Below are 26,978 nucleotides of genomic sequence, written 5' to 3'. Positions count from 1 at the left end.
GGAGTTACTATGAAAACCAAATCACTACGCACTGTTATTCCTGCATTGCTACTCACCTTATCAAGCACAGCGGCGTTTGCTGGAATGGAACTGCAAGAGCGAAAGGTTCCGACCCCAGCAGGAATATCGACAGAGTTTGCTCAGTTATTTGAGAACAGAGTTATCTCACCGGCAATTCCTGTTCCTAACAACACGGCAGAGTGGTTGGCGTTACAAGCCCAATTTGATGCGCCAGGTATTAAGATTGCTCAACAAGCTCTAGAGCGCTTGGACGTTACTTATGAAGCTAAGCAGTTTGCCGGAGTCGATACGTTCTTTGTTACGCCGAAGAATATCGCCCCTGAATACAAAGATAAGTGGCTAGTCCATATCCATGGTGGTGCATTTGTTTTCGGTGGGGGTGAATCAGCTTTACGAGAAGCTATTTGGGTTGCGAACGGGCTTGGTGCTCAGGTGATCTCTGTTGACTATCGTCAACCGCCACTGCATCCATTCCCAGCGGCAATTGATGATGCAGTTGCAGTATGGAAAGAGCTAATAAAAACTCAATCACCAGAATCAACAGCGATTTTTGGCACATCCGCAGGCGGCAACTTAACGTTAACAACGACACTTAAACTGCAAGAACTCGATCTTCCCACACCTGGCGCATTGTTTGTTGGGACTCCTTCCGTCGACCTTAAAGAGACATCGGATTCATGGTTAACGATGCAAGGCTTAGACCCTCTAGGTCAGCGAGAAGGGTTGATTGAGGGCACTTTCGATGTCTATGCTGGTGGAGAAGCGCTTGATAATCCTCTTATTTCACCAATATACGCTGATATTGATGAATTCCCACCAACGATATTCATTTCAGGCACTCGAGATCTCTTGTTAAGTGATACGGTTCGTATGCATCGATTATTACGCAGTGCAGACGTAGAAACTGACCTGCATATATATGATGGCCAATCTCATGGTGATTATATGAGTGGTATCTTAATCGATATGCCAGAGTCTGAAGATGCTATTAATGAGTTAGGCCAGTTCTTCAATAAACATATCAACTAGTTTATTTCAGCAAGCTAATATTGAATCACACGGATGTGAATTTTTATTTGGAGGATATAATGACAACGTTATTCACTTCACTTTTAAAATGTATATCCACGTTACTACAAGCTAATTATCATTACTCTCAACATCAATCTGTCATGGATCATTCTTATTCGCTTGCCCCTATGTTTTCATTGGAACAAAGTGATGACGGGAGATCGTTGTGATAAGACGTTTTTATTCGATGTTAGTAGCCGTTTTTCTAACCATACCCTTATGTCTAACCATACCTAATGCGCTAGCCATGCCAAGTATTGCTTTGGAGCTCGCTGACACGTCGAGCCCCAAACATACTCTTTCGAGCTTCATCAGGGATTCGAGTGTGGTTATCGAGCATTGGAAAAATGAAACACTGCATCTTAAAGAAGCGCAGCATGCTTATTCACAAGTGATCAGAACCATGGATTTGTCTATGGTTCCGAACCGAAGCCGAACAGTTGTCGTGATGGAGAAAATAATTCTTCTTCGTGAGTTGTTGGATCGAATTGATCAAGGCACTCATCAGCTAGTGCCAAATGTCGAGCAAATAAGGGGAGAAGATATTGATCACTGGCGTTTAGGCAATACTGAGATCGTATTGTCTCGCCAAACTCTAGGCGATCGAACCGATCAGTTCCTATTTAGTTCTAACACCATTCAAAGCCTTTCTCGGTGGTATAGAACGATGTCAGTCCTTCCGTACTATGGCAAAGCACGTCCAGACTATTATCAGGAATTTCTGATTAGCCCCGGACCTATGTTCTCTAAGCAATTTGTTCTTTCTTTACCTTCATCTTTTAATCAACTTTATGGGCCGCTTCCTTTATGGCAATGGCTTGCACTCACTGGCGTTTTGTCACTATGTAAGATAATGATAAGAATTAGCTTTTTGCTTGGTGAACGCTGGAATCGTCGCTGGGAAGGTAAAGGCTTGAAATGGCGGGCAGGTCGACTGTTGTCGCTGGTGGGCGTGGTGAATTTGCTGTTTTTAGCAAGATGGGTGATTGATGATGGGATATGGATTACAGGTGGTGTTTATCAGCTGTTCACCACCTTCTTCCTACTGGCTCAGTTCTTCTTCGTCTCATGGCTTATTATGGCCATTTTCAATTATTTCGCTGATATTTATGTATTCAAAAAGCACAATGGAAAGCACGTAGATTCGTCACTGATTACCGTATTAGCACGTATATTTGGCGGGTTGACGATCGCTATTCTTGGCATTTATGTCATCGAATTTATGGGGTTCTCAATCTCCCCAATATTGGCAGGTTTGGGTGTGGGTGGCTTAGCGGTTGCACTGGCCATTCGCCCTATATTGGAGAACGTAATCAACGGATTAACGCTCTATGCTGACGGGGGCGTAAAGATTGGTGAGTTTTGTCGTTATGGAGACAAACTAGGAACCATTGAGAGTATTGGTTTGCGTTCGACTCGAGTCCGGACGCTAGAGCGCTCTTTAATTACCATTCCTAACTCGGAATTTGCCAACATGGAAATTGATAACTTGGAGCGACGTGATAAGCGACGCATGGATCATGTGTTGAGATTGCGTTCCGAAACTACCCTTGAGCAATTACGCGTACTGATCGTTAATCTGCGCCGGTTGTTACTGCAACATCCAATCATCGAAGAAGATCCAGTTCGAGTGAGGCTCATGGGTGTTGGGGAATACTCCATCAATATTAATCTGATGGCTTACATTAGCTGTCGTGACCATGAAGAGTTCATGGCTGTCCAAGAGGATATTTTGTTTTCTGTATTGACCCAAGTCGAGAGCATTGGTGCGAAGATAGCTCACTCTACGCAATATCAACTTGTGGATGTAAATGCTAATGACAATGAGGAACAGAAACGAAAAGCCGAACAGGTTGTTGCGCAGTGGCATGAAGAGCAAGCCTTCCCATTTCCTGATTTCAGCTTTGAATATAAGTACGAAATTAAAAATACCATCATGTATCCGGCGGCAACCTCTGCTGTGCGCCCACCTTCTGCTTAAAGCAGCCTCAGACACGATTAACCTAAAGACACCTTGCCCCTAAAGACAACGTGCCTCTAAAGCGACCTATATATCGCTTTAGGGGCCAGAGCTTATCGTTAATAGTTTTTCAATTGAGGCCAGAAATCCCGCTCGCTATCGACCGTCAGGTTGAACAATACTATCAAAGTAGCTCTGCATGGTTTGATGCAATAGTTGGTGAAGTGGGAAGCCTCGTTTGGATTGCAGGTAGCCGCCCTCTACACCAATTTGGCGCATTTCTTTTGGTAAATTAGGTAATGGGTAACAGCGGAGTTCCGAATCATCTTCCGTCATAAAACTACTGCCAAAAGAGAAGGCATCTGAATTTCTGAGCTTGCTTCGTAATACTGTGAGGCTATGCGTCGCCAGCACAATATTCGCGTTGTAGCCTTTTGATATATAGAGATCTTCAATCGGAGCACGCTTGGTGTTAATGCCATCAATTAAGATTCTTGTTATTGGTAGGTGATGAATGTCTTCCCATTCACTGCTTTTACTTAACACAGGGTGATCTTTACGCGCAATTAGGCTCAATTTTACTTCGGTGAGCTTATGTTGGTAGATATCTTGAGGTAATGGAATGCCTGAAAGTTGTAGTAAATAATCGACTTGTCCATTCAGTACTTCTACCAAGCTTTTATCTTGCCAGTAGATCAATTTAAAGCTCGCTTGTGGTAAAGCTTCTTGCAGAACCTTAAAAACCCCATCGCCATACAGTTCAAGTAGAAATATATTTAATGCAATAGTGACTTCGCCGGTAAATATTTTAGGGTCAAAGTTGTGGTAGGACTCAACCACTTTTATCAAAGGGGAGTACATTTCATCGGCCGCTTCGGCGAGTTTCTCTGCCAATTCTGAAGGCTCGACGCCGTGTGCTTTACGAAGAAAAAGCTGGTCGCCAAAAGTTTCTCTTAACTTCGCCATCCCTCTGCTGACACTGGTTTGCGATATACCAAGCTTGTCTGCTGCTGCATGGGTATTACGAGTTTCAACAACCGCTTTAAGTAACTTGAGCAGATTTAGGTCTAAGTCTTGAAGTTCTTTCATGGGTTACCTTTTCGTAATGAAGTTCGAAAGCGTAACCTAAGAATAAGGGAAATTAGCCTTTGTTCAATAGTTTAAGAACGATATGTGTTAAAGAATGTTTGATACGGTTCGCAGCAATGCGCTGTGAGCAGAAGTTAGCTTTCAACGAAAGGCGTTCTAAATATCTTGAGTAAGTAAAAGGAGGGCTAGCAACATCCGTGTTACTAAAGGCGCTTAGGGCATGATGTGATACAAGAGCTTCGAGTTAGAGTACTCGTTTTAGGTAGATTCAAGGGCCTTATAGTGAATGAGTGTAGCTACAGCGCATAGGTGTAGTGAATGCCCACCTTGTTGTCGGTTTCATCGTAGATACTATACTTAAATGAAATGTTTTGGTTATCTGCGATTTGGTATGAAAAATTACCTTCCCAGTCTAACGTGTTGATTTTAAGTGTTTTGTCACTCAAAGATGTCGTGTAGATAGGTGCTATCATCATAGAGACTTGCTCTGTAATGGTAACGACACCGTACAATTGCGCCATAGCAATAGGTACGTCTTTATTAAGGTTATCGCTGGATATGACACCCGCGCCAAGAGTCGGTGCAATCAGTAGCCGTTCATGCAGCGGCAGGACTTGCATCGCGTTCAATACGAAAGTGTGTGTGTCATGTCGGTCATCATATAAATAGTCTCCCATAACGCCACTACCGAAATTGGTGCTCAGTGCCGCGGCTCTGACTCTGTATGTGTCAAAACTGTTTAGAGACTGAGCAAAAATCAATCCCGCCCAATCGTCATTGATTGCTCTAGCATATCCAAATCCGGCATCAAGGCCTTCATTGCTGTACCCTAATTGAAGGGAGCTATAAGCGGCAGTCGGGTCGGTGAAATCAATGGGTGTTGTTTCAATGGTCGCTTCTGTAAACTCTTCTACCGCGGACTCAAAATCAATTGTGTTTTCATCAGCAATGGAATAAGCGCTGATAATACAGCTCAGTAATATTAGTTTAGTTTTCAAAGTGTCTCACTTATTTAAATATTTAAAAATTAGGTATTAAAAAATGAGCTGCCTATTACCGGCAGCTCTAATTATTTAGAATGAATGTTTAAAAGAGAATAATGAAAGGTTATTACCATCATCATATTGATAGCTATAGACGAACGCGCTTGTGCTATTTAATTGATAACCAAGTTCTGCCGTGTAATCCCAATCTCTAAGCGTCGATTTGTTGCCATTCTTTTCTTTCACTTTACCTAAGCTGTAAGTGTATTCCGGTGTGAATCCTACCCACATGCTTGGGTTCAGGTTGTAAGTCATATCAAGTGATGCACTGGTGTAGTAAACACTGCTGCTCATCTGTTGATGCTTCAGGTTGCCAAGCGTTACTTGAGGTACAACAGAAAACTGTTCGTTAACCGTATTGGCCTTGTAGAGACTGAAGCTATAGTCATTCGCGCGCAAATTATCGGATTGGAAGTTGGTATCATGTTCATACTCAAAAACAAGCCCTAAGCCATCGCTTCTTTGAAAATCAAATCCCAATTCGTGGTTATCAAAATTGTCGTCACTGCTATATGAACTTAGCAAACTCCAATCGTTATTTAGTGACTTGGCATATTGAAGGCCAATATCAAAATCGTTGCTGCCATAACCAATATCAAACCCCGAATAATGTTGTTTAGAGTCAGAGAAATCAACATTGTTATTTGCAAGGACTAAAGGTGAAGAAATAAGTGATGCAATTAATAGAGATGTTTTAGTTAGTTTCATAAATATAAATCCAAGTTGTGTTTGTTTATGCCGCTATTTTATTTACTGACCGGGGAATAGACTATGAATTACAGCGATTCATATTTGCTAAACGTATATACCCAAGCACCTTGAGGTTACTTGGGTATAGACATAAAAAAGCCCCAACCAAAAATGGCTGAGGCTCAAAATTGGGCTGTTTGTTTACTTATAAGAGTTCATTGATCTCAAGAACGATTTCTTGAATCCCGAGAGTGAAAAACTGCACTCCCATACAGATCAATAGGAAGCCCATAATTCGGGTAAATGCATTGATGCCATTTTGACCAAGCGCCTTGAGCAGAGGGTACGCCATGGTTAATGTGAAGGTCGCAATAAGTGCAACGAGAGTAAGCCCTGCGACTACACCACCATAGACGCTAGTCATACTTGTGTGGTTTTCATAAGTAGCAATTTGAGCGGCCAGGCTGATGATCATCGCCATAGAACCAGGGCCACACAGTGAAGGAATGGTTAAAGGTACTAGTGCGATTGAATCTTGCCCAGAGGGGGCGGCTCCATTGTCGGGGCGAGGAAACAGCATATTGAAACCAATCGCGACAATGATGATGCCACCACCTAAACGCAAGCTCGGTATTGAAATACTGAAGAGTTCGAGTACCGATGCACCAATGAAGAAGGTGATGCACAAGGCAATGAAAAGATAGACTCCAGTCGTTTTGGCTTGCGACACAATATAGCTCTTATCTCGTCCTTTACTCAAACCGAGTAAAACCGTTGCTGCTGCGGGTGGGTTCATGATGGGTAATAGACCAAGAACCGTGAGTGTCATATAGGTGAACAATGTTTCTAAATGCATAAGAATCCCCATTTTGTGGTGGAAGAAAAAGTTAAATCACAGTAAAAAAGCGTGTGCTAGATACAGAACACTGAAGAACGAAATTGCGTCGGTTAAGGTTGTCAGCATTGGGCTTGATAGCATGGCTGGGTCGAAGTTGAGCCGTTTTAGTAGCAAGGGCAATGTACCTCCAATCACGACGGCAAGAGTGGAAGAAAGTGTGTAAGCGATGGCGATAACCAATGGCAATCCAGAGTGCTCCCCGCCAAGCGTGAACAGCGTAAGCAGAGCCAGAACACCACCAATTAGCATTCCATTGATCGCGCCGATTGGAATCTCTTTCGCGACCACATACAGCAGGTCTTTGGCTGAGATCTGGCCCATCGATAATTCACGTATCGACACTGCAACGGATTGATTCCCAGCCGCACCAGAAAGATTGGCGACAAGCGGCAACACGGCCGCTAAGACGGCAATTTGTTCAATGATGGGTTCGTAAATAGCAATGATTGAAATCGCGGCATAACTTAAGGCGACTGAAGGCAATAAAAAGGCGAGTCGACGTAGGTTACGTTTTAGTACTGGCATGGTGCGAGACTCATCACCTCCAAATACACCGGATTGCTCCAGCATTTGCTGCTTCGAACGTTGGTATAAGGCTTCATTGAGATGTTTAAAACCGACGATGCCTATTTGGAAACCTTGTTCATCAACGATGGGAACAACGGGGTGTAAAGTGGTGTCCAGCGTACTTTTAATCGTATTTAGATCCGTGTCAGGGCTGATAACGGGCACTGTGGTATCTATGTATTCCCTTAATGGCGTACCACGTGGTAGCAGCAGTACATCACGGATCTTCAGCCCGCCTAAATAGCTGCCTTCAGTGTCATGCAAGTAAACGTAGCGCCACTCTAGTCGATCTAAGTTGTGTTCTTCTGCGCTTAATATTGCGCTCAAACTGTCGATGGTAGCGTCTGCTGCCAGTTTGAGGACTTCGCTTTTACAAATCCCTCCGGCAGAGTCTTGTGGGTAGATCAAGGCTGCACGCTCCTCGTCTTTCCATGTTGAAGGTAGGGCTTGCCTGAGCTGTTTTTGTAGGTCACTTGGCAGCTCATTGAGTAGCAACCGGCGGTCTGCGGAATGCAAATATTGAAATAGCACTATGGTGCTACTTTCAGATAGTTGACTGATCAGCCATAGAAGCTCGGGATCAGATAAGTGATCAAGTAAGTTGGCAGCAAGGCTTGGGTTTACTTCGCTTAATAGAGTCCAAGTGGCGATACGTTGCTGGTCAGAGAGCTTCCTTAAGACTGATGGCAGTTCGACGGGTTCAGCCTCTAGAAGCGTTTGATTCAGTCGTTTAGCCTTTCTTAGAGTGAGACACTCCAGTATTTTGAGGTACAGCTTTTCCGCCCCTTCTGATGAAAAAGCTAATGTAATTAATGTCATATGTTAGACCTTTGACAATAAGTGAGAATACAATTAAAGCGATTTTTATTCGGATGTTTGTGGTTGTCGCTTCTTGGTCGCAAGCCGAATAAAGAGGGCGATAAATGCAGTAACCATCAGGATTAAACTGCCCATTAAGAACCACTTTGTAATCAACTCTTGATATTGCGAGACGAATGGGTGTCGCATGATCCACTTTCCTATCAGCAATAAACTGAAGACCCATGTAATCGAGCTAGTGAAGCTAACAATCAACGTTCTTATTGCGCTGAGTTGTGCAACGCCCATCAACATTGGGGTCAGTACGCGAACAAATGGGACAAACCGCGAAACGAACAGGGACAAAAACCCGAATCGGTTTAATAGTTTTTTTGCCTTGGGTAACGATTCATCTGGCAGTGTTTGTTCAGCTTTACGCATGAACGGAGTATTGTGCAGCCATCGCCCTTGAAGGTAGGCAATGATACTGCCCAAAAAAGAGGCACTGGTTAGAAGCATTAGAGCACTTGAAAAATCAATCGCGCCCAAACCAACCATGGCCCCGACAAACAGCACTAGGCCGTCACCGGGTAGTGGTAAGAAAACAAAACTCGACTCAAGGAAAAGCACGACACCAAGCAAAAGCAATAAAACGTGCAGTGAATTCAATTCAAGTAAGGCATCAAAGTCTTGCAGCCAAATCGCGGAAATAATCTCTTGCATGGAAACTCCAAGTTAACGTGGGCTCTGGCTGTTGATAGCCGGAGCCCACAATGCGTTTTAATCAAACATCAAGATGATGTAGGCAAAGAACAGGATGAGGTGGGTTGCACCATTGAGCGAGTTAGTTCTCCCGCTGCTAAAGCTCACGCTTGTCATTAATAGCGTTGCACCTAATAACACCATTTCTGCAGGGGCGAGGCCGAGTTGGATGGGTTCGTTCATTACCCCTGAAATCAGCAGAACAGCGGGAACGGTTAGTGCAATAGTGGCGAGAACTGAGCCAAAGAAGAGGTTCATCGCACGCTGTAATTGATTGGTCACGGCGGCTTTAACGGCACCAACAGCTTCAGGTGCGAGAATAATCAAGGCAACAATCAAACCACCTAGAGCCGCAGGTGCGCCCATTTCCGTGATGCCATCGTTAATTGGAATCGCGAGGCTTTTCGCTAACAAAATCACCACCATCAAATAGCTCACCAGCATAATCGTGTGGAATATATTGCTGTGCAGAGGGCCGTGATGTTCATGATGATCTTCATTATCACCATCAATGAAGTAGTCGGTATGGCTGCGTGTTTGGATGAACAGGAATACGGCATACAAGGCGATCGAAGCGAGCACTAATGTCCAAGTTAGGCTGGTCGACATGTTACCCAGCGAATCCATACTGGTGAAATTAGGCAGTACCAAGCACAGTAATGAGAGTGGAATAATGGCCACCAAGTACGCTTTTATTCCATCAAGGTTGTAGGTTTGGGTATGGTATTTCATCCCACCGATTAACAAGGTGATACCGACAAAGCCATTAAGCACCGCCATCACGACAGCAAACATGGTGTCACGCGCTAGGAAGGGATTCGATTCTCCAGTCAGCATAACGGACGAGACCATAATGACTTCGAGCAAGACAACAGACAGCGTTAATATAAGAGTACCGTATGGGTCGCCAAGCTTGATCGCCAGTGCATCTGAGTGGCGAACAACCGAAAAAATGGCGCTCATCACCGAGTAAAACAGCACCGCAGTAATCATTATGTAGGCGAACTGAGACAGCTCTCCTGTGAGTAAGTTGTCGCCGATCAGTTTGAAAAATAGAACGGCAACGATGCCAAGTGGCAGTTTGTATTCTTGTTTGAGTACGTTGAGCATGTTGAGCCTTTATTGAGTAACCGAAGGCTCGCTAATGTCCTTTAACGAGAGTAAATCGGGTGAATACTGCAATTTCCTGTGCAGCAAACGGTTCGTTTCAAGTTATGCGTTTAAGCTTTTGCATCTAAAACGATATCTACAAAGCTATGCGTCTAACCATGTTGCTAACTTAAGGTGAACCGATGATTCAGACTATGAATTAGAGAAATTCTTTGTTGCTATCAGACGACCGACATTCGCCTAATAGCGTGCTAAGTAAGCAGTAAGCAGTAAGCAGTAAGCAATGAGCGCAGTAAGTAAAAGCTAAGGCATGCTTTCAAGGGATTCAGTTTCTTCCGGTTTATAGTGGGTTGGTTTCAAGCCCACAAGAGTTGGCAAGAGTGTGCCAATAGAGATAGAAGACCATGTCCCACTTAAAATCCCGACACATAGTGCAATGGCGAAACCTTCTAGTGCGCTCCCTCCTAACAACCACAATGCTGAGACTGTGACTAAGGTGGTGCCTGATGTGACAAGCGTTCGTGACAACGTTGACACGATGGACTGATCGAGAAGGGCATCGGTTTCACCGTCTGGCTTCGCACGAAATACCTCACGGATTCGATCTGAAATGATGATCGAGTCATTCAGGGAGTAGCCCATCACTGCCAGTAAAGCGGCCAACACGGTTAGGTTGAATTCAATTTGAGTCACCGCAAAGAGCCCTAGCACAATAACAATGTCGTAAATCAACGCCGCAATTGAACCTAGCGCTAATCGCCATTCAAATCGGTAGCTCAAGTACAGCAAGGTAAGAACGAAACAAGCCAAAATCGCTAATCCGCCTTGTTCGACCATTTCTAACCCAACCTGAGGGCCAATTACGCTGCTGTTAGCAATGTGGAAATTGCTGTCTATTGGCAACAGTGCTTGGTTAAGTGCTTCTCGCAAATCGAGGTCTGTATCATTGAAACGCAGTTGCCAATTTCCCTCACTGCCTGCCGCCGTCACTTGAACATCTTGGCTCAGTGCTGAGTCGAGGTGAGATTTGAGCTGAACTTGAGTTACGTTTGGTTTTGTTTGAATGTCGGCGACAACACCTCCCGTAAAGTCGAGTCCCCAATTGAACCCCCTTGCAACGATCGATGTAATGGAAAGCGTCAAAAGAATCAGAGATATCATCGTCATCAATTGACGTATTTTGGTGACGCTAATTGATTTGGTCATTACAGTTTCACCTCATGTGAGGTGTCTCTTCCCCACAAATAATTGATAAGAATTCGAGACGCAAATACGCCGGTAAATAAGCTAGTCAGTAGGCCTAATCCGAGTGTGATAGCAAAGCCTTGAATTGGGCCGTTACCTATTGCATACAAAGCGATGGCAACGATCATAGTGGTGAGGTTGGCATCGAAAATTGAAGAGAATGCACTATCGAACCCTCGATCTATGGCTTGGGAAAAGTTTCTGCCTTCTCGCATTTTGTCTTTGATGCGTTCAAAGATAAGCACGTTGGTATCGACAGCCATCCCCACGGTTAGCACGAGCCCAGCAATGCCCGGAAGCGTTAGCACAGCGCCAGGAATGAGCGCCAATAGGCCAAACAGACACACTAAGTTGATAGTCAGTGCAGCATTTGCAACCCAGCCAAGGCGTCGATACCAACAAGCGATAAATACCAATGTAAAACCAAGCCCCAAGGCGAGTGCAGCAAAGCCATTTTTGACGTTTTCAGCACCAAGAGTTGGCCCGATTGTGCGTTCTTCAACAATGGTGACAGGAGCGGTGAGTGAGCCAGCTCTCAATAGAAGAGCCAGGTTTTGAGCGTCTGCCATTGACCCCGCGCCAGTGATGCGAAAGCGGTTACCCAGCGTTGATTGAATTGTCGCTACGCTGATAACTTCGCTTTGCTCAATGGATTGTCCTGTCTCTGATTGACTGTATTCACTGTACAGAGTCGCCATCGGGTTTCCGATATTGCTGCGCGAGTGATTGGTCATCAGTCGCCCCCCCGTGCTATCAAGGGTGATGTTAACTTCGGGTGTTCCCAATTCTCCTAGGCTGGCGCGTGCATCGATAATATGCTCGCCCCCTAAGATACTGTTTCTATGCAGAATGACAGGTCTACCATCTTGGTCATTGATGGATTTTGTTCGTGCGCTGACATTAGGCTCCACATGGTAAAACGCTAACGATGCAGTGGCGCCGATAATGTTTTTTGCGGATGTCGGGTCTTGTACTCCTGGCAGTTCGATGCGAATTCGATTTTCACCTTGGCGTTGGACTGCGGCTTCTGTGATCCCTAGCTCTTCTATGCGGCCTCGCATTGTTTGAAGATTTTGTGTCACGGTCAGAGTTCGAATCGCGCGTTTCTCTTCCTCATCCATTGAGATCATTAAGCGCTCACCAGATTGGCTCAGAGTCCAATTTGGATACTGTGTTCTTAAGTGGGTTCGAATATCGCCAAGTAATGCTTCGTTATATCGAACAATGACCACCTCACCGCTTTCTACACGACCGCGTACACGAAACTCCTGACGAAGGTCGTCGATCACTGATTGCGCGTGAGCATTAAAGACAGGGGCTAGGTCAACGTCTAAGAGAAATTGCACACCACCGCGCAGATCTAATCCAAACTTAATCGGCTGAAAGCCTAGCGAGGTTAGCCAAGAAGGAGCTGAAGGTTCGAGCGTGAGGGCAACGGTCTCCGATGATTGGATAAAATCGGACATCAAAGCTTGTGCGGGGGCTTGTTGCCCGCTTGAAGCAAACGTCACAACTAACCTATCGTTGTTTTCGCTAACACTGTGAACATCAATGCTATTGTCCACAAGATAACGATATACATCATCAGCGTGTGTCGAATGCGTTTGGTTTGAAATGTGCAAAGCTTCACGTTCACCAAATGCAGAGGGTAGGGCACTGAGAAGCATCAGTACTACAGACAACACGAGAACGATGACCTTCCATTTAGCTGAATAATTTATGGGTGCGATTGAGCGCTTTAACTTCATTTTGGTTGCATCTTATTGATTAACGCATACGTAAATAGCACCAAGCTTATTTATTAAATAAGCACCAGTATTAATCATGTATGAGTTGAAACTAAGGGATCCTAAAGGTTATCGATGGCGCTTTCGGTTTTATCGATAAACCTAACTGTTGGTTACCGAGCTATCTTAGTTTCTTGATTCAATAGAACTATGGGTTAGAGAAATTCATATTTGGTTTGCTCGACTTTGCATATATGAATTTCTCTAATTCCTCGCAGAGATTCGATTTATTTAAAACAATGTAATCTGAATTAATGATTGAGGATAAATCTACGTGGATTGCACAATATATTTAAACGATCGCAAATATAGAGTTTGCGATATTGGTGAAGGGAGATGCACTCTAGTGCTTAGTTACGCAGAAGGTATAGAGTCATTGCATGAGCATTTTAGCCATCAGTTTCTTGAGATAGAAAGAATGATAGTCATCGATATATCAACATGTTGGAGTGGAGAAATCGACACACTGTGCGAAAAGGATCGCTGTGAATTAATCGGAGATGTTCGGTTATTAACTGACATCTATTGGCTCGATGATTTTGAAATTAAAACAGATAAAGGACAAGAAATATTCCAAGGGATTTCTGCACTAGCGCTATCGACTGAATAGAAAACCCATTGATATGTTTGTCTACGGCGTTGATTTTTAAGTTGCTCTAGTTTGTTGGGGAGTGACAAACTAGAGCAACTTGTATTGATAACCCAAGCTGGGTAAACGATATTTATGGCAGCCGATGTAACGGTTGATTTTATTCTTGTTCGCCTGTTAAAAATTAAAGCTTCTCATTTCAGAAATATGCTGTTGGCTTAGTACCCAGTCAATTCCATATAGCCAGTTCCGGAATGAGAACCTTTAATCACGATTGGCCCCTCCCAATAAGGCACCGACAGCGGCATTTTGGCATTTGGATTGAGTGCCGAGACGGTCAGTTCTATTTGCTGGCTTGGAATCGAAACTTGCCACTCTGTTGGGTAGTCACGCCCGTCGATTTTAGTTTGCTTGATGGCGGTTAAGCTGATGTCTTGCTGCTTAATCGTTATGCCGGATCCATCTTGATTCATCAACCTCGCATGGGAATAACTGGCTTTGCCTGATGTTGAGTTTCGAAGTTGAAATACCACCAAGCTGGTTTCATCACTCAGCCTTAGCGCAAACCAATCCCAACCTTGTTGCGAGTCGAGTAAAAACTGCGAGCTCCACTCTCTGTCTATCCAACCTTTACCAGACACCTGATGCGTGATGCCATCAATGGTTACTTTGCCCGATACATCGATGAATGGTTGGCTGTAGTAATAAGAAGCCAACCATTCATCGCTACTTTTAGTGCTGTAGCCTTGTTCGCCTTGCTTTTGATAAGGCGCGTTGTTGGTTAACTTAAGTGAATATCCAAATTGATCCGAGTTGGCGACCAATATAGCTGGGAACAGGTCATCGGTCGTCGACGTCCATTGCCAATCATCGAGATAAACACCAAACGGTGAAGAGCCAACACCCGCAAGGTCAGCTTGGTCGCGAGACCATTTTTCATCGGCGTAGTGTTTGTCTTTGGTGGTGACGGCGCTGTGTGCCATGTAGATTTGCTGACTTTGCCACGTAGTTTCCTTAGTGCTATTGCCACTTTCCTGTGGTGCAGCCGCAAAGCGGAATTGTGTCCACTGCACGCCTAAAGTATTGCCTTCTTCATCAATTAAATTTGCGGTTAAATACCACCATTCATGACGAAAATCAGGGTGTGCTTGATGGTCGGCGGGGAAGGCGATCTCCACGCCTTTTACTACCGGCGTAAATTGCTCAGCCTCTTTTTGTGTTTCATCGTCGGTTTGTGTTTCTGCGCCAAGTATCGAACCCATATTTTGAGCTGGTGGTTGAGTGGACTCCTCACATCCTAAAAGGAGCAAGATGCCAAGTGTGAGAACGAAAACTCTCATTGATCGATTCATCACAACACCTCACTTTGCAAACTGGATACCACGGGTTTATTGACCAAACGCCACAGTGGAAGCAAGGTCGCAAACACAGCCACTAGAATAGTGATGGCTGCGATGTTGAGTGCGTCACTCCAATTCCATACGTAATTTAAACTCCAACCAAAGGCGCGCAGGGTGACGATGTCCGTCAACACATAACCGACCATAGCGCCGAGTGGTAAGGCGATAACCAGAGTGAAGGCGACCAGAACAACGATTTGCCCGACCACCATCGCCATCAATTTTTTCTGACTAACACCGAGCGCATACAACCTTGCAATGGCGGCTTTGCGTGCATCGAGCAACATGAAACAGGCGCAGAACAAGCCGATCACCGCCACCATTAAAGTGACGCCATTAAGCGCCCGAGTGATGGCAAAGGTTTGTGAGAAGATATCTAAAGCGATCGATTTGATCTGCGCTTGATCGTAAAGCTGGCTAGGGTGCAGATTGAGTTGTTGGCGTAGCTGTTCGTACACCACCTGTGGGTCGCCAGAGACTTTGATTCCCAAGCTGGTGGGTAAGTCAGTAAATCCGCTTTCGAGCCATAGATCAGGTGAAAGTAACACTTCACCATTGGGTGAGCCGTAATCGTGGAAAATCGCCCCGACGATGAGTGTTTTGTCTTGGATCGCGTCGAGCTTGAGTTGGCTTCCAAGGGACAAGCCGAGCTTCACCGCTGTAGGTTCGCTGATCGCCACGAATTCACCTTGGTAAAAGCGCGTCCAGAAGTCATCTACGCGGGATTGGAACACCATGGTTTGCTCAAGTGTGTCTTTGTCTTTGGTGCCGAGCAAAGTCGGTAAGCCCTGCAAGTTATCGTCGACATAATATTGCTTATAAACGGTTTCAACATTATCAAACTGCTCTAACGCACGCTCCACATTTGCGATTTCACCTTGGGCAGGGCTAACGTAAATATCGGCATGTAAGCGCTGTTCAAGCCATTGCTTTAACGTGGATTCAAAGCTGCCGACTAAGGTATTCATTCCGATATTGGCGGTGACGGCGAGAAGCAACGCCATCATGGCAAGGGAGAGAGGGGAGATAAGTTCACGCAGCTCAGCGAACAGATATTGTATTAACCCCGATTGGGTGCGTTTTTCGCTCCAGTTCGCTAGCACGCTGAGTGTTTTGGGCAAATACAAAGGAATCGACACCACTAACACACCGAGCCATGCCATGGTGAAGCGGTGATGCTCGCTCAACCATAATCCTGCTAACGCGAGAATGGTTAATACTGACCCGATAACAAACAGCTGATTTTCGTTAGACGCTTCCGGCGCTTGATAGAAACCGCCATGGGAAGAGAGGGGGTGTCGCACCCGCTGTTTAAAGTGCTGCCAACACGCGACAAGCGTTGCGGCCAGCGTGAGCAGCAGTGCCTGCACTAACCATTGCCACTGCCATGTACCGGGAAGCAGTGTTGCACCATAAAGTTGCTCAAGTGTTATCGCGACGGTGGGATGTAGCCAATGGCTGAGTTGAATGCCGAGAATGAAACCAAGCGACGCGCCCAGTGTGACTAAAACAGTCAGCTCGACTAACAGAGCTGAAAATACGATGCTTGGCGCAATCCCAGCTTGTTGAATTTGTACCAACAGCCGATTACGTTTCAGCAAACTGTACTTCACACCGTTGTAAGCGATGAACAGGCCAACTAAAAACGCCAACAAACTCATGGCGGTGAGATTGAGGTGAAAGCTATCGGTAATTGAACCGAGATCCGTGCTTTGGTTATTGGATATCCATTGCCCTTGCTCGCCAATAAGGCTTTGCCATTTATCCTGAGCATTGCTGTTAGTGTCGCTCTTAGTGTCAAAAATAGCGATATAGCTCAGTTGCCCTTGCTTGTTAAGCAGTTGCTGAGCGAACCCAATATCCATCAACATTCGGCTACCGAGCTGCCATTCATCTGGCAGTACCACAACTTTGGTGAGTACTTCATCCAAAGTGAGCGTGTCTACTTCGTCCAAACTCTGGTGCTGAGATTGGCTCATCATCACAATGGCTTCGCCCGCTAAGAGTTGCGGCAAAGGTAAGGCATTGTCGAACAGGGAAATGTTTGGCTCTTTGGTTTGAGTATTGCTTTTTTCGTCGACGCGAGAGTGGCGAGTTCTTGAAGTGAGGGCGGCGATCAGCTCACTGCCTTGAACTGACCAACGTCGACCTTGCTCGTCTCTTACTCGCCCTTCAATTACGGGCAGCGCTGCGCTTAATCCACTTTGTCTTAAGCTGAAGTAGAGCGATTCCGGCAAATAGTTTTGCCCTGTTGGTGGAATGATAAGGTTTTGCGCTTGGGCGCCAAGTTGCTCGGTCGATTCTGCATAACTGCGCTTGGCATTGAGGTTGATGGCTTGCACTGCGACAAACAAGGTGACCGCTAACACAATGCCGATCAGAATCGCCGCGGCTTGCAGTGGTGATTGACGATAGTGTGCCGCAAATAGATTCAGAGTCAGTTTTGTATGGGTGAGCTGACTCTGTGCGAAGCCAGTTTGCTTCATTGGTTTACTCACAACGCTGCTGCTCTTGGGGTTAGATCGGCGTTCCTTAAACAACCATCATCTAACACCAATTTTGTCTGCATAAAGCTGGCACATTCCGGGCTGTGCGTAACCAAAAGCACGGCAGTATTACCTTGAGTGGTGATTTCACTCAGCAGCTTCATAACCTCTAACCCTGCTTTGTGGTCGAGATTGCCTGTGGGTTCGTCGGCAAGCAATAGTTTGGGTTTATGGGCTAGCGCACGCGCTATTGCGACTCGTTGTTGCTGACCGCCAGAGAGTGCGGATACATGTCTTTCGAGTAGCTCGCTGATACCCAATGCATCAACTAAATAATCGCACCAGTCGCTCCATTTTTGTTGATTTAAATGGAGCGGGAAGGCGATGTTTTGTTTTACGTTGAGTGGGGTTAGCAAGTTGAACTGTTGAAAGATCACGCCTAGTTTTTGATGGCGGAATCGGCTCCACTGTGGATCTTTCCAATCTAATGAGTTCTCGCCATCGAGCCACAATTCGCCACCAGATAGAGGTTCAAACCCCGCAATGATGTTAAGCAAAGTACTTTTCCCGCTACCACTCGCCCCTGTCAAAGCCACGCTTTCCCCTGCCGCCAAAGCGAAGTCGACATTGCCCAACACGCTATGAGTGTCTTTACCATCAATAAAGCTTTTGCTGGCCTGTGTGAGTGTGACAATTGGGCTTTCCATTTCCTTTCCTTATAACCAAAACCTACCATCAAAAGGTGTCATTACTTGTGGCAATTACTGAAGCGACAAGCTCTATAAAACTGTAGACAACAATTTGAAAAAGAAAGCGATTTACGTCGAATTATTAATAACTTGTACTTCGAAAAGAGGGAAATAGATCAGTGTGGGGAGGAATAAGGATGTTAGTGGGAGCTTAGAGTCACCTCGGAGGCTTTGAATTTTTATCCGTGGTACTTTTGGGCTCGAAAGTGCTCTAAAACACGGCAGGTACATTACTCATATATTCAAGAAATATAAAAACGATACGCATGATACGTTAACTTTCAGTACCGTTTTTATGGATGTAAAAACTAAATCGACAGAGACAAACAAGCCCAAAAAGAGAAACTAGAATCCCAACATCATTAGAATCGTCATGACTACCTTTACCAGAGTTGGACGCAGGTTTACATCAACTTAATCAGATAAGCCAAAGTCCATGGTTTGACCATTTGTTAAATCTACAACGATCGATTGTTTTGACCAATTTTCATCTGCTACTTCTTTGATTGTAGCTTCAAGTTGTTCTTCGCTCATACCCCTTTGACCTTTTAGAGTCATCAGCCTGAAGTATGGGATGTAGGCATAAGTATTGGGAATTTCAGAATGTAGCTTACTCATCGGAAACATGTCAGGTAGAAAAGTTCGAGTGACGAGTAAGTTTTGATCTTCCTCTAAGAAAGGGAGACTGTCAGCATTGGTGATATTTTCATATGCAACACTATCTCCTGAAATGAAAACGACACATGAAGACCACAGATATGAACTTACATCTTCTTTATTTCTTGCCCTTTCTAATGCATCTGGTGAAGCACACCAATCAATATTGGCAGTAGAGCCTTTAACTAATGGTGCAACTAAATTTGCTCTTTTTGACATTTGAGAAATGTCATCAGGAGTGTATTTAACTACATCACGACCTAGACTTTGATAAGCGTCTTTAATCATATTTTCGTGACTTGCACTAATCTGCCTAATAGTGTTTTCAAGTGACGTATAGTCTGAGTCTGAAAATACAGTGAAGGTAAAGATGGCGTTTCCTCTATAGCGTGAATTCAACTCATTGTAGCTTGCTGTTGAACCTATAATGTTGAAACCCGCCTGAAATGGGTTTAAATCGCCCGATAGTAAGCCGACTAACTGCGCTCCTTGGTTTACACGAACTAAATTGTTAGAAACTGACGATGGTGCATCTAAATCGTTAACTCCCACAGGTTTATTCCGCGCAACTAATGTCATTATTTGTTGGGCTTTCGAATGGTTAGTCCCAACTAAATCGTATTCCTCATAGTCAGACATATGATGAATAGCTAACTCTCCACTGGTCATAGCGCACCCAGTAAGAGTTAATGCGGCCAGGAGAGATATGTTTTTCAAAATTTTCCGGTTCATGAAATTCCTACTCAATTGATTTTTATATAATTGTTCAAGTTACCATATGCTACATAAATTATAAATTGGTTGGTTTATCTTCATAGAACCACATCTTGTATTTTGTGGTGTTGTACAAATTCAATTCCAACCTAGACCTAATTTGCTCTAGTTAGACTCGACACTCAACTAAGCGAATTTCCATACCTATAGTTATTCGTAATCGATCATATTCTATTTTCCCTAAACTCATTCTTGTCCAACTATGAGTTAGCCTTTGCAGCTCATTCATCCAATATCAACCGTTTTACTCAGTACAGATGTGATGTTGTAGGGCGGGAACGATAACGACCTAACCACGCTCTAAGCGTCGTTAAGTCGTTATTGGTTTGACGTTAGGGATTAATTGAGTGCTTCAATCAGAGTTATTTCGCGTTTGATCTGCTTACTCTCTTGCTCAGTTGCCTGCGCCAGTTTCTTTTCGCGTGTGGTTATGGCTGTTTGTTTGGCTTCGTCAGATTTGAACAGCAGCTCTTTCACGTTGATAGAAGCGATGTTTGTGTAGCGGCCATCGTCACTGGTTGGGATTGATATGGTTTCATCATTGATCAACGACTTTACGATCTCTCGCTGTTCATTGTAACGGCTCTCCAAGCCAGAAAGTGCCCATCGTTGTTGAGGCTTGCCTTCATACTGACCGTTCTTTTCTTCCTTAAGAAACTTGATGGTCATGTTACGGATCGTGCCTGCTTCTTCTCCATACTCTGCTTCCGTATCAAAGAGTACAGGGAATGATTCACCTTCTAGCACGCCGCCTTTCTTGGTTAGATGACCCATTCGATAGCTATTCATACCAATACGGATTTCGGTTTCATCTGTAACAGGTGTCCCATCAGCAAACGCGAGGTTGGTGATGCGTGTACCTGCAGGCTGAGTGAGGTCGATGGTATAAGTTACGCCTGCGAAAAAGTCATTGGTTGAGTATTTTGATGCTCTGCGTTCAGGGTTAAAGCTGTAGGTCACATCACCGGGTTGCACTGAGTTGAAATAGCCCGCAGACCATTCCATATAGGTTCTTAGCTCTTTGCCTGTCATCTGGTAGACCGTGATTTCGCCACCTGCGTATTGGTAGTTGTACGCGATGTCTTTAGCTTTGATTGGACCAACATCAAGCTCTGCATTGTCGTTGTCTATTTGAAGTGCGATGACATTGGCTTTAGGTGCATAAAAGAAGCTCGCTTCTTGGAATAGCGCACTGATGCCTGTGTCTTGAACGTGGACTTGAGGGATACCGTGGATTTCGTTTTCTGGGACTAAATCAACGCCGGTAAGTTGAGCGACAGGTCTGTTCGCCATTTCTCGGAGTTGTTTATGATAAGGCTGGTATAGCTCGTCCATATTCTCATCAGAGTCGATACCTTTAATTTTATAGGTGAAACTGTCTTTGTTGACGAGAGTGAATGTGCCATCGCGCTCTTCAAATTGAAGATCGATACGAGATAGGGCGCGGCCATATTTGTCGGGCTCAGTAATAATAACGCCATTCACAACGGCCTTATCGATGCGAGTGTGCATGTGACCAGCGACGATGGCATCAAGCTCTGGGTTTGCATTGGCAATGTCGGTGACACCGGTGTCAGCAATGTCATTCTCGTTCTCAATCCCCATATGGGCAACCAATACGATGGCATCCACTTTATCATCAATTTCTTTGACGATTTTCTTCACCTCCAAGGTTGGATTAGTGAAAGTGACGCCTTCTAAACGGTTTGTACCTTGCGCAAAGACCTCCGTCATTGGGGTATCCATTCCGATCACGCCGATCTTAATGCCACCGCGTTCAAGGATGGTGTAACCCGGCAAGAATGGGTTTCCGTTTTTGTTCTTGATGTTGCCACCGAGAGATTGCCCTTTAAATTGGGTAACGGCTCTGTTGAGGGTTTTGAGGCCAAAATCGAATTCGTGGTTACCTAAAACCCACACATCGTATTTCATGTGATTAAAGCCAAGCATCATTGGATCAACGGGCTCGTCTTTGAAGGTTTCAACGAAGTTGCCTTGGATGGTGTCACCAGCGTCGACAAGGATAATGTTAGATTGCTCTTTGCGGATCTCACCAACCTTGGTCGCGATTTGACTCAAACTACCACGAGTGTTGAGTTTATCTGCCGCGTAATCCCACGCCATAAAATGACCGTGGATATCTGAAGTACCCAGTATCGTGACATCGTGTATGTCGCCATCAGCTGCAAAGGTGGGAAAGGCTAGAGATAGTAGGATGGCGCTTGATAGTATGTGTCTTTTCATAGGTATGTTCACATCGTGGTTTTAAGTATGACGCTACCATATAGAATCGAGGTTATTTTATGGGTGATCAGTGTCATATTTCTAGTGATGCAACTTATTGATGTTTCAAATAAATGTGACTAATGACCATCTCGTAATCACTTAAGTTATGGAGAAACGCATTACAACTCTTTACTGCGTTCTCAATACTCAATTCCTTGAATCAAGCTTTCTAAGCGTTGGGATATTAATAAGCTTGTTTGTCAGCTGTTGAACGTCTTGCCTGTTGAAATAAACAAGGTATATATCGTCAAATTTTTACTTACTGTGACAGCAAGATGATCTTGCCGTTCAAGCGTGTGGTTTTCGATTCAATGAGATCAATCGCGGTTTGCACTTCATCGAATGGCAGATAGCGGTCAACGTCGAGCTGAATGTCGTTTGTGATGAAGTGATCTAGCATGGTCGTGAACTTATCACGGCGAACATCTTTACCTTCCGCTTCCTCCCAATAACGTAAGAAGAAGGTGCTGAAATCGATGTGTTGGCTTTTCGCGTACTCAAAGAAGCGTGGCTCGTAAAAATCCAACGACAGCGTCCCATAGTTGATAAAGCGCCCGTTGTTGCCAAGGGTGTAAATAAGATTGGTTCCGGGTGAGCCGCCAATCGCATCAAAGGCAACGCTTGGCATAGGCAAGCCTAACGCCTTAATTTGAGAAACTAGATCAGCGTTCGCATCTAACACCCAACAGGAAGTGGCAGGGAACAGCTCCGCCTGTGATGTAACGACAATGATGTTGAAGCCGAGTGATACTGACAACTGGGAGAAGATCTTACCGATGGCTGAACTGCCCGCGTTGATGATCAACACATCTTCGTGGGTCAGCTTGGCTATTTCTGTCGTCAACACCCATGCTGTTAGCGCATTAATGTACAACTGACAGGCGTAGCCATTGTCTAGATGTTGAGGAATTTGGAACAGGTCATCTGGTGATACATCGACATAGTTCTGCCACGTTCCACTGGTTGCCACAAGCACGCGCTGATTCACTGAAAACTCAGCATTGCTAGACTTTACAACCCTTCCTACCGCTTCAAATCCCGGTACTCTCGGCGGCTGATGGCTATGTTTGTATTGGCCCACACCATAAATCGACAACAGATCACTAGGGTTGATGTTAGTCGCTTCAATTTGTACGCGAACTTTATCTTTGTCTAGTGCCCCTAAAGCGACATGTTCTAACTTGAGAGATTCTTTTGGCTGACCGAAACGGAACTGGCTAATTCGGGTATTTTGCTTAGTGTCAGTCATAGTTCGGGCACCTTTATGGATTATGAGTATTGCATCGATTTTAAGTGTAGCGTGTTCATAAACAACCTTGGGTCGCTAATATTGCTTAACATAGCTGGTGTTGGTAAACAGTCGTCATCAACGTAGTCGACATAGTCTGCCGCCGAATCGAAGATCAAAATATCCAAAGCCAAACGATCCAAGCCATATCGGCCTCGGTGGATCATATCCGCTGAAAACACCAATAAGTCACCGGCGGCTAACGGTATCTGCTTACCGCCAGAGATGTCATCGCTGCTCACTTTGCCATTTTCTTCTTGGCGAACATTGTATTCTTCTTCGTTGTCCCAGCGTTTGTGCGTACCAGGGATAAGTTCCATACCTGGCTCATCAAAAAGGGGCACTCGCAGATGCAATACCTGGGTTTCCATGATGACTTTCATCTGGTCATCAATGTCGTAGTCGTATTGACAGTCACGATGCCAGAAGTCTTTTTGTTGCGGATTTACTGGGTTGAAGAACAGCTGTGTATTCATGAATGCCGGTTTGTTCGGAATCACCGCATCAACCACGTCCATCACTTGTTTCGAGCTGATGAAGTCGAAAAGCACGCTTCTATCGTCCGCAGGCAAATACTCGCTTCCCGTAATTAAAGACGAGTTAAATGCTTCTTCTTTATAGAATTCTTCATTGTCTGCTTTCCATGATTCATGAAATTTCAGCACGACTTTTCTAAGCGATGCAATTTGAGCTTCATTGAAATAATTTCTGATAACAAAGTAACCATGTTTGTCGTAACGGTCACTTAATTGTTGGCTGTTTTCTACCACTGACTACCTTCGTTCTTTCTTTGCTGTGTAATAACCACAGATTTCTTGGGCGCATAATGCCAGACAGTCGTCATTCAACCAAGTAACGAGTGCAGAAGCCTGTAGATTCAGTGATGCTATGAAGCCATATGGGGGGCGAGCTTTACGTGCCTATCCATGTCATGGACTCATGTGATACCGATCTCCCTATATGTGACACATCCCCTATTTTACAAAGTGTAATGATTCATATGGTGAATAAATTTATGGTTTAGATAATTATTGACCATATTGTGATTTAATTGGCTTAGGGAAGAGAGTAAATCATGGATGGTTTTTCGCTGGATATTAGAACACTTAATTTTATTATTATTTTGTTCTCTTTCATTTACTGCATTGGCTTGTTGCTGTTCCAATTTACCCAACAGTCCATTAAAGGGCTTTCAATTTTTTCCATTTCAATATTTGTTATTGGAAGTGGGCCGTTGATGTTGAGCCTAAGAGGGGAACTCCCTGATTGGATCACTGTTATTGGCGCCAACATGGTCATTGCGCTTGGCTTTCATCTCGCTTTGTATAGCTTGTGCCTGTTTCGAGAATATTCCCTAAAATGCACCTACCTCAGCAGTCTGATGATGTTGGCTCTTTTACCATGTTTTATTTATTTCACGTACTACGAACCTTCCATCAAGGCTCGAATCATCCTCATTAGTTTCTATTTAGCCTTTGTGACTCTTTGTACTGCTTTTGCGGTATTGAAGGGGCAACGTGATGACTTGACCTTAGCAACTCGGATGATGGCCTTGTCATTTTTGATATATGGCGGGTTTATGGCTTTCCGAGTAATGGTGACGCTATTTTCGGCTGAGCTGCAGGATTTCATGGCGGCCGCGCTCATTCATCAACTTGCCTTTTTAGTGAGTATTGTTCTTATCGTATCGATGAGCTTCACGATGCTCTGGTTGATTAATGCAAGGTTGCTTAGGTCTATTCATGACCTATCTTACAGCGACCCTTTAACGGCACTTGGAAACCGCAGAGCATTAGATGAAATGGTTCCAGTCATCATGAAGCAGGCGGGGACTATGCCTGTTAGTGCCATTATGATGGATATTGATAACTTTAAGTCGATCAATGACCAACACGGACATATTGTGGGTGATCTCGTCATCAAGTCTTTTGCTGAAATGGTTCAAAGTGCAATCAAAACATCGCCAACAGCCAGCGCGTTCCGTTTTGGCGGAGACGAGATAATGATTTTATTGCCCAATGTTAATTTCCTACAAGCACAGGCTATTGCTTGTAAGCTGCGATTGTCTATTTCAGAGATCTCAGCCGTGCAAGGGAATGAGATGTTTCTGACGTCGAGTTTCGGTGTCGCTCAGCTTCACCCACATGAGAATTGGGATGGGTTTATTAGTCGAGCCGACAAAGCGTTGTATCAAGCGAAAACAAACGGTCGCAATATGACTTCAATTTGTCCTAGTCATATTAACGAGCTCGTCACTGCCTGATGATGACAGGTCTTTATGTGTTAGTTTGCCATGCCACTATTTTGATACAGCCATTATATTGTTGGCTGTGGCGCTGAGTCTGTTTTTTGGCTTTGCGTTAAAGTTTGTGAAGCAGTGGCTTCAGTTTCTTCTGCAGGCGTAAAATGCTTATCTGTTAGCGTCACGGTCATTCCTTCATGCTTCACTGTTGTGGTTGACGCTTCTAGTTGGGCTTGGTTTGTTGTCGCGGGTTCTGCGAATGCCATCATTGAGGTTGTAAAAAAGATCGTTGCTAGTGCGATTTGAGTAAGGGTTTTCATTGGGCTGTATCCTATTGGGTAATGATTAATAGCTGATACGTGCACTATAAAAATTATGTGGAGGCCGTTCTTATCATTTTACGCCACCGTAATATTTATACGGTGGATGAATATGTCACTTGGGTATGATTTCCAGTTCTCTTTGAGCCAACCTCTAAGTATGGCGACGTTCAAGTCACTGCCACATCACCAATACCGCTGCGATAGAGAGCAAGATGAGTGCAACAATGTCTTTGCGTGCGATGCTTTGGCCTAACCAGAAGTAGGATATCAACACCATGAAGATCACTTCGACTTGCCCAAGCGTCTTTACGTACGGAACGGCTTGAAGTGACATTGCGCTAAACCAACCTAGAGAACCGATAACACTCGCTAGGCTTGTCATTACGACCAGTTTCGACTTCTTGAATATCAGGCGCAGCGTGTCGCGTTCCTTGAAGAAAAGATACGTACAGATAATCACTGTCTGAAGGGAAATGACGAGGAACAGCACCCATGCGGCGCTATGAGGGAAGGGCAACCCTATGCTCAAACTTGCTTCCCGTACCCAAAGAGACGTTAAAGCAAAGGCGGTACTACAAGCCATACCTAATAAGAACACTTTCGGGGACAAGCTTCGCCAGCCAGAAGCGCTACTCATGATTAGCACGCCTAAAGTACCAATAAGTACGCCCACCCAACCTGTCACTGTTAAAGCGGTGCCAAAAAACAGTACGGATAGCACCGCAGACACGGGGGCTTCACACTTGGCTAATCCTGCGCCTATCGCATAGTTTTCTAGCTTGAACAGCATCACCATTAAACCCGTCGCGAGGATCTGCATAATGGCGGCAGCAACTATATAGAAAACGAATTCACCTGAAAAATCCGGTGCGGAGACTGGCTGCCATTGATAGAGGGCGTAGAGGTAAATAAGGGCGATTGGGCCAGCCCAAATAAAACGCGCCAACGTCACGCCAGCCACGCTCATGGTGCCACTTAACTTGCTTTGAAAGGCATTGCGCCAAGATTGGCTAAAGGCGGCAAGGAGAGTAAAGGCGATCCAACTAAAAGACATGACGCTTCCATGAGTGATGTAATTTGGTGGTGATACTAACAAAAAATCACATGATAAGAAGTGTCATGATCTGTTTATAGCCACAGGCT

22 protein-coding genes are annotated in these 26,978 nt (G+C 44.7%); 4 read left to right on the top strand and 18 right to left on the bottom strand.

From position 1 onward, the window contains the following. The first annotated feature begins 9 nt into the window (after positions 1-9). Both MSG34_RS01950 and MSG34_RS01945 read left to right on the top strand, forming a co-directional pair. Positions 10-1,050 (top strand): alpha/beta hydrolase, encoded by a 1,041-nt coding sequence (locus tag MSG34_RS01950; RefSeq protein ID WP_248336137.1) that lies wholly within the window; start codon positions 10-12, stop codon positions 1,048-1,050. 289 nt (positions 1,051-1,339) lie between these two features. Then, the gene (locus MSG34_RS01945) at positions 1,340-3,073 is read left to right on the top strand and encodes a mechanosensitive ion channel domain-containing protein (protein ID WP_248336136.1); all 1,734 of its coding nucleotides are present in this window, start codon (positions 1,340-1,342) and stop codon (positions 3,071-3,073) included. Positions 3,074-3,208: 135 nt separating this feature from the next. Here MSG34_RS01945 and MSG34_RS01940 read toward each other — a convergent pair whose 3' ends face one another. From MSG34_RS01940 to secD, 9 genes are all read right to left on the bottom strand, one after another. Next, on the bottom strand, positions 3,209-4,141 hold the full coding sequence (locus tag MSG34_RS01940; RefSeq protein ID WP_050620449.1) for a LysR family transcriptional regulator: 933 nt from the start codon (positions 4,139-4,141) through the stop codon (positions 3,209-3,211). A gap of 296 nt (positions 4,142-4,437) precedes the next feature. Further along, on the bottom strand, positions 4,438-5,139 hold the full coding sequence (locus MSG34_RS01935; RefSeq protein WP_012600215.1) for a hypothetical protein: 702 nt from the start codon (positions 5,137-5,139) through the stop codon (positions 4,438-4,440). Positions 5,140-5,214: 75 nt separating this feature from the next. Continuing rightward, positions 5,215-5,892 (bottom strand): hypothetical protein, encoded by a 678-nt coding sequence (locus MSG34_RS01930; protein ID WP_248336135.1) that lies wholly within the window; start codon positions 5,890-5,892, stop codon positions 5,215-5,217. 187 nt (positions 5,893-6,079) lie between these two features. Next, positions 6,080-6,730 carry a MarC family NAAT transporter gene (locus tag MSG34_RS01925; RefSeq protein ID WP_248336134.1) on the bottom strand — a complete coding sequence of 217 codons (651 nt, stop codon included), beginning with the start codon at positions 6,728-6,730 and terminating at the stop codon, positions 6,080-6,082. Positions 6,731-6,766: 36 nt separating this feature from the next. Then, positions 6,767-8,158 carry a magnesium transporter gene (locus MSG34_RS01920; protein WP_102561633.1) on the bottom strand — a complete coding sequence of 464 codons (1,392 nt, stop codon included), beginning with the start codon at positions 8,156-8,158 and terminating at the stop codon, positions 6,767-6,769. Between the two features lie 45 nt (positions 8,159-8,203). Beyond that, positions 8,204-8,860 carry a DedA family protein gene (locus tag MSG34_RS01915; protein ID WP_248336133.1) on the bottom strand — a complete coding sequence of 219 codons (657 nt, stop codon included), beginning with the start codon at positions 8,858-8,860 and terminating at the stop codon, positions 8,204-8,206. A 57-nt stretch (positions 8,861-8,917) separates the two neighbouring features. Continuing rightward, complete coding sequence (locus MSG34_RS01910; protein ID WP_050632839.1) at positions 8,918-10,009, bottom strand: calcium:proton antiporter; 1,092 nt, start codon at positions 10,007-10,009, stop codon at positions 8,918-8,920. Between the two features lie 303 nt (positions 10,010-10,312). Then, positions 10,313-11,215 (bottom strand): protein translocase subunit SecF, encoded by a 903-nt coding sequence (gene secF / locus MSG34_RS01905; RefSeq protein ID WP_248336132.1) that lies wholly within the window; start codon positions 11,213-11,215, stop codon positions 10,313-10,315. Beyond that, the gene (secD, locus tag MSG34_RS01900) at positions 11,215-13,002 is read right to left on the bottom strand and encodes a protein translocase subunit SecD (RefSeq protein ID WP_122081215.1); all 1,788 of its coding nucleotides are present in this window, start codon (positions 13,000-13,002) and stop codon (positions 11,215-11,217) included. The genes secF and secD overlap by 1 nt, the downstream gene beginning before the upstream one ends. A 385-nt stretch (positions 13,003-13,387) precedes the next feature. Here secD and MSG34_RS01895 point away from each other — a divergent pair, with 385 nt between their 5' ends. Further along, on the top strand, positions 13,388-13,651 hold the full coding sequence (locus MSG34_RS01895) for a hypothetical protein (protein WP_017091753.1): 264 nt from the start codon (positions 13,388-13,390) through the stop codon (positions 13,649-13,651). Positions 13,652-13,848: 197 nt separating this feature from the next. On the opposite strand, the gene MSG34_RS01890 is transcribed toward MSG34_RS01895, so the two are convergent. From MSG34_RS01890 to MSG34_RS01860, 7 genes are all read right to left on the bottom strand, one after another. Continuing rightward, entirely contained in the window at positions 13,849-14,982 is a 1,134-nt protein-coding gene (locus MSG34_RS01890; protein ID WP_248336131.1) for a lipocalin-like domain-containing protein, read from the bottom strand. Further along, the gene (locus tag MSG34_RS01885; RefSeq protein WP_248336499.1) at positions 14,982-17,516 is read right to left on the bottom strand and encodes an FtsX-like permease family protein; all 2,535 of its coding nucleotides are present in this window, start codon (positions 17,514-17,516) and stop codon (positions 14,982-14,984) included. The genes MSG34_RS01890 and MSG34_RS01885 overlap by 1 nt, the downstream gene beginning before the upstream one ends. Positions 17,517-17,524: 8 nt before the next feature. Further along, entirely contained in the window at positions 17,525-18,223 is a 699-nt protein-coding gene (locus tag MSG34_RS01880; protein ID WP_248336130.1) for an ABC transporter ATP-binding protein, read from the bottom strand. Between the two features lie 456 nt (positions 18,224-18,679). Continuing rightward, positions 18,680-19,654: a hypothetical protein gene (locus MSG34_RS01875; protein WP_248336129.1), complete on the bottom strand. Its 975-nt coding sequence runs from the start codon at positions 19,652-19,654 to the stop codon at positions 18,680-18,682. Positions 19,655-20,035: 381 nt separating this feature from the next. Beyond that, positions 20,036-21,940 carry a bifunctional UDP-sugar hydrolase/5'-nucleotidase gene (locus MSG34_RS01870; RefSeq protein ID WP_248336128.1) on the bottom strand — a complete coding sequence of 635 codons (1,905 nt, stop codon included), beginning with the start codon at positions 21,938-21,940 and terminating at the stop codon, positions 20,036-20,038. A 301-nt stretch (positions 21,941-22,241) separates the two neighbouring features. Then, positions 22,242-23,231 (bottom strand): zinc-dependent alcohol dehydrogenase family protein, encoded by a 990-nt coding sequence (locus MSG34_RS01865; RefSeq protein ID WP_248336127.1) that lies wholly within the window; start codon positions 23,229-23,231, stop codon positions 22,242-22,244. A gap of 20 nt (positions 23,232-23,251) precedes the next feature. Beyond that, positions 23,252-24,040, bottom strand: a complete 789-nt coding sequence (locus MSG34_RS01860) for a phytanoyl-CoA dioxygenase family protein (RefSeq protein WP_017070998.1) — start codon at positions 24,038-24,040, stop codon at positions 23,252-23,254. A 305-nt stretch (positions 24,041-24,345) separates the two neighbouring features. On the opposite strand from MSG34_RS01860, the gene MSG34_RS01855 reads away from it, so the two are divergent. Next, positions 24,346-25,533 carry a GGDEF domain-containing protein gene (locus tag MSG34_RS01855; protein WP_248336126.1) on the top strand — a complete coding sequence of 396 codons (1,188 nt, stop codon included), beginning with the start codon at positions 24,346-24,348 and terminating at the stop codon, positions 25,531-25,533. 53 nt (positions 25,534-25,586) lie between these two features. Here MSG34_RS01855 and MSG34_RS01850 read toward each other — a convergent pair whose 3' ends face one another. Together MSG34_RS01850 and MSG34_RS01845 are read right to left on the bottom strand one after the other, a co-directional pair. After that, positions 25,587-25,832, bottom strand: a complete 246-nt coding sequence (locus MSG34_RS01850; protein ID WP_050632849.1) for a hypothetical protein — start codon at positions 25,830-25,832, stop codon at positions 25,587-25,589. A gap of 175 nt (positions 25,833-26,007) precedes the next feature. Next, the gene (locus MSG34_RS01845) at positions 26,008-26,889 is read right to left on the bottom strand and encodes a DMT family transporter (RefSeq protein WP_248336125.1); all 882 of its coding nucleotides are present in this window, start codon (positions 26,887-26,889) and stop codon (positions 26,008-26,010) included. Positions 26,890-26,978 lie beyond the last annotated feature (89 nt).

It is taken from the genome of Vibrio sp. 1CM2L, assembly GCF_023161695.1.
In the GTDB taxonomy this organism is placed as follows: domain Bacteria; phylum Pseudomonadota; class Gammaproteobacteria; order Enterobacterales; family Vibrionaceae; genus Vibrio; species Vibrio coralliirubri.
Note: the sequence above shows the minus strand (reverse complement) of the source record. Positions and strands in the feature narration are given on the sequence as shown.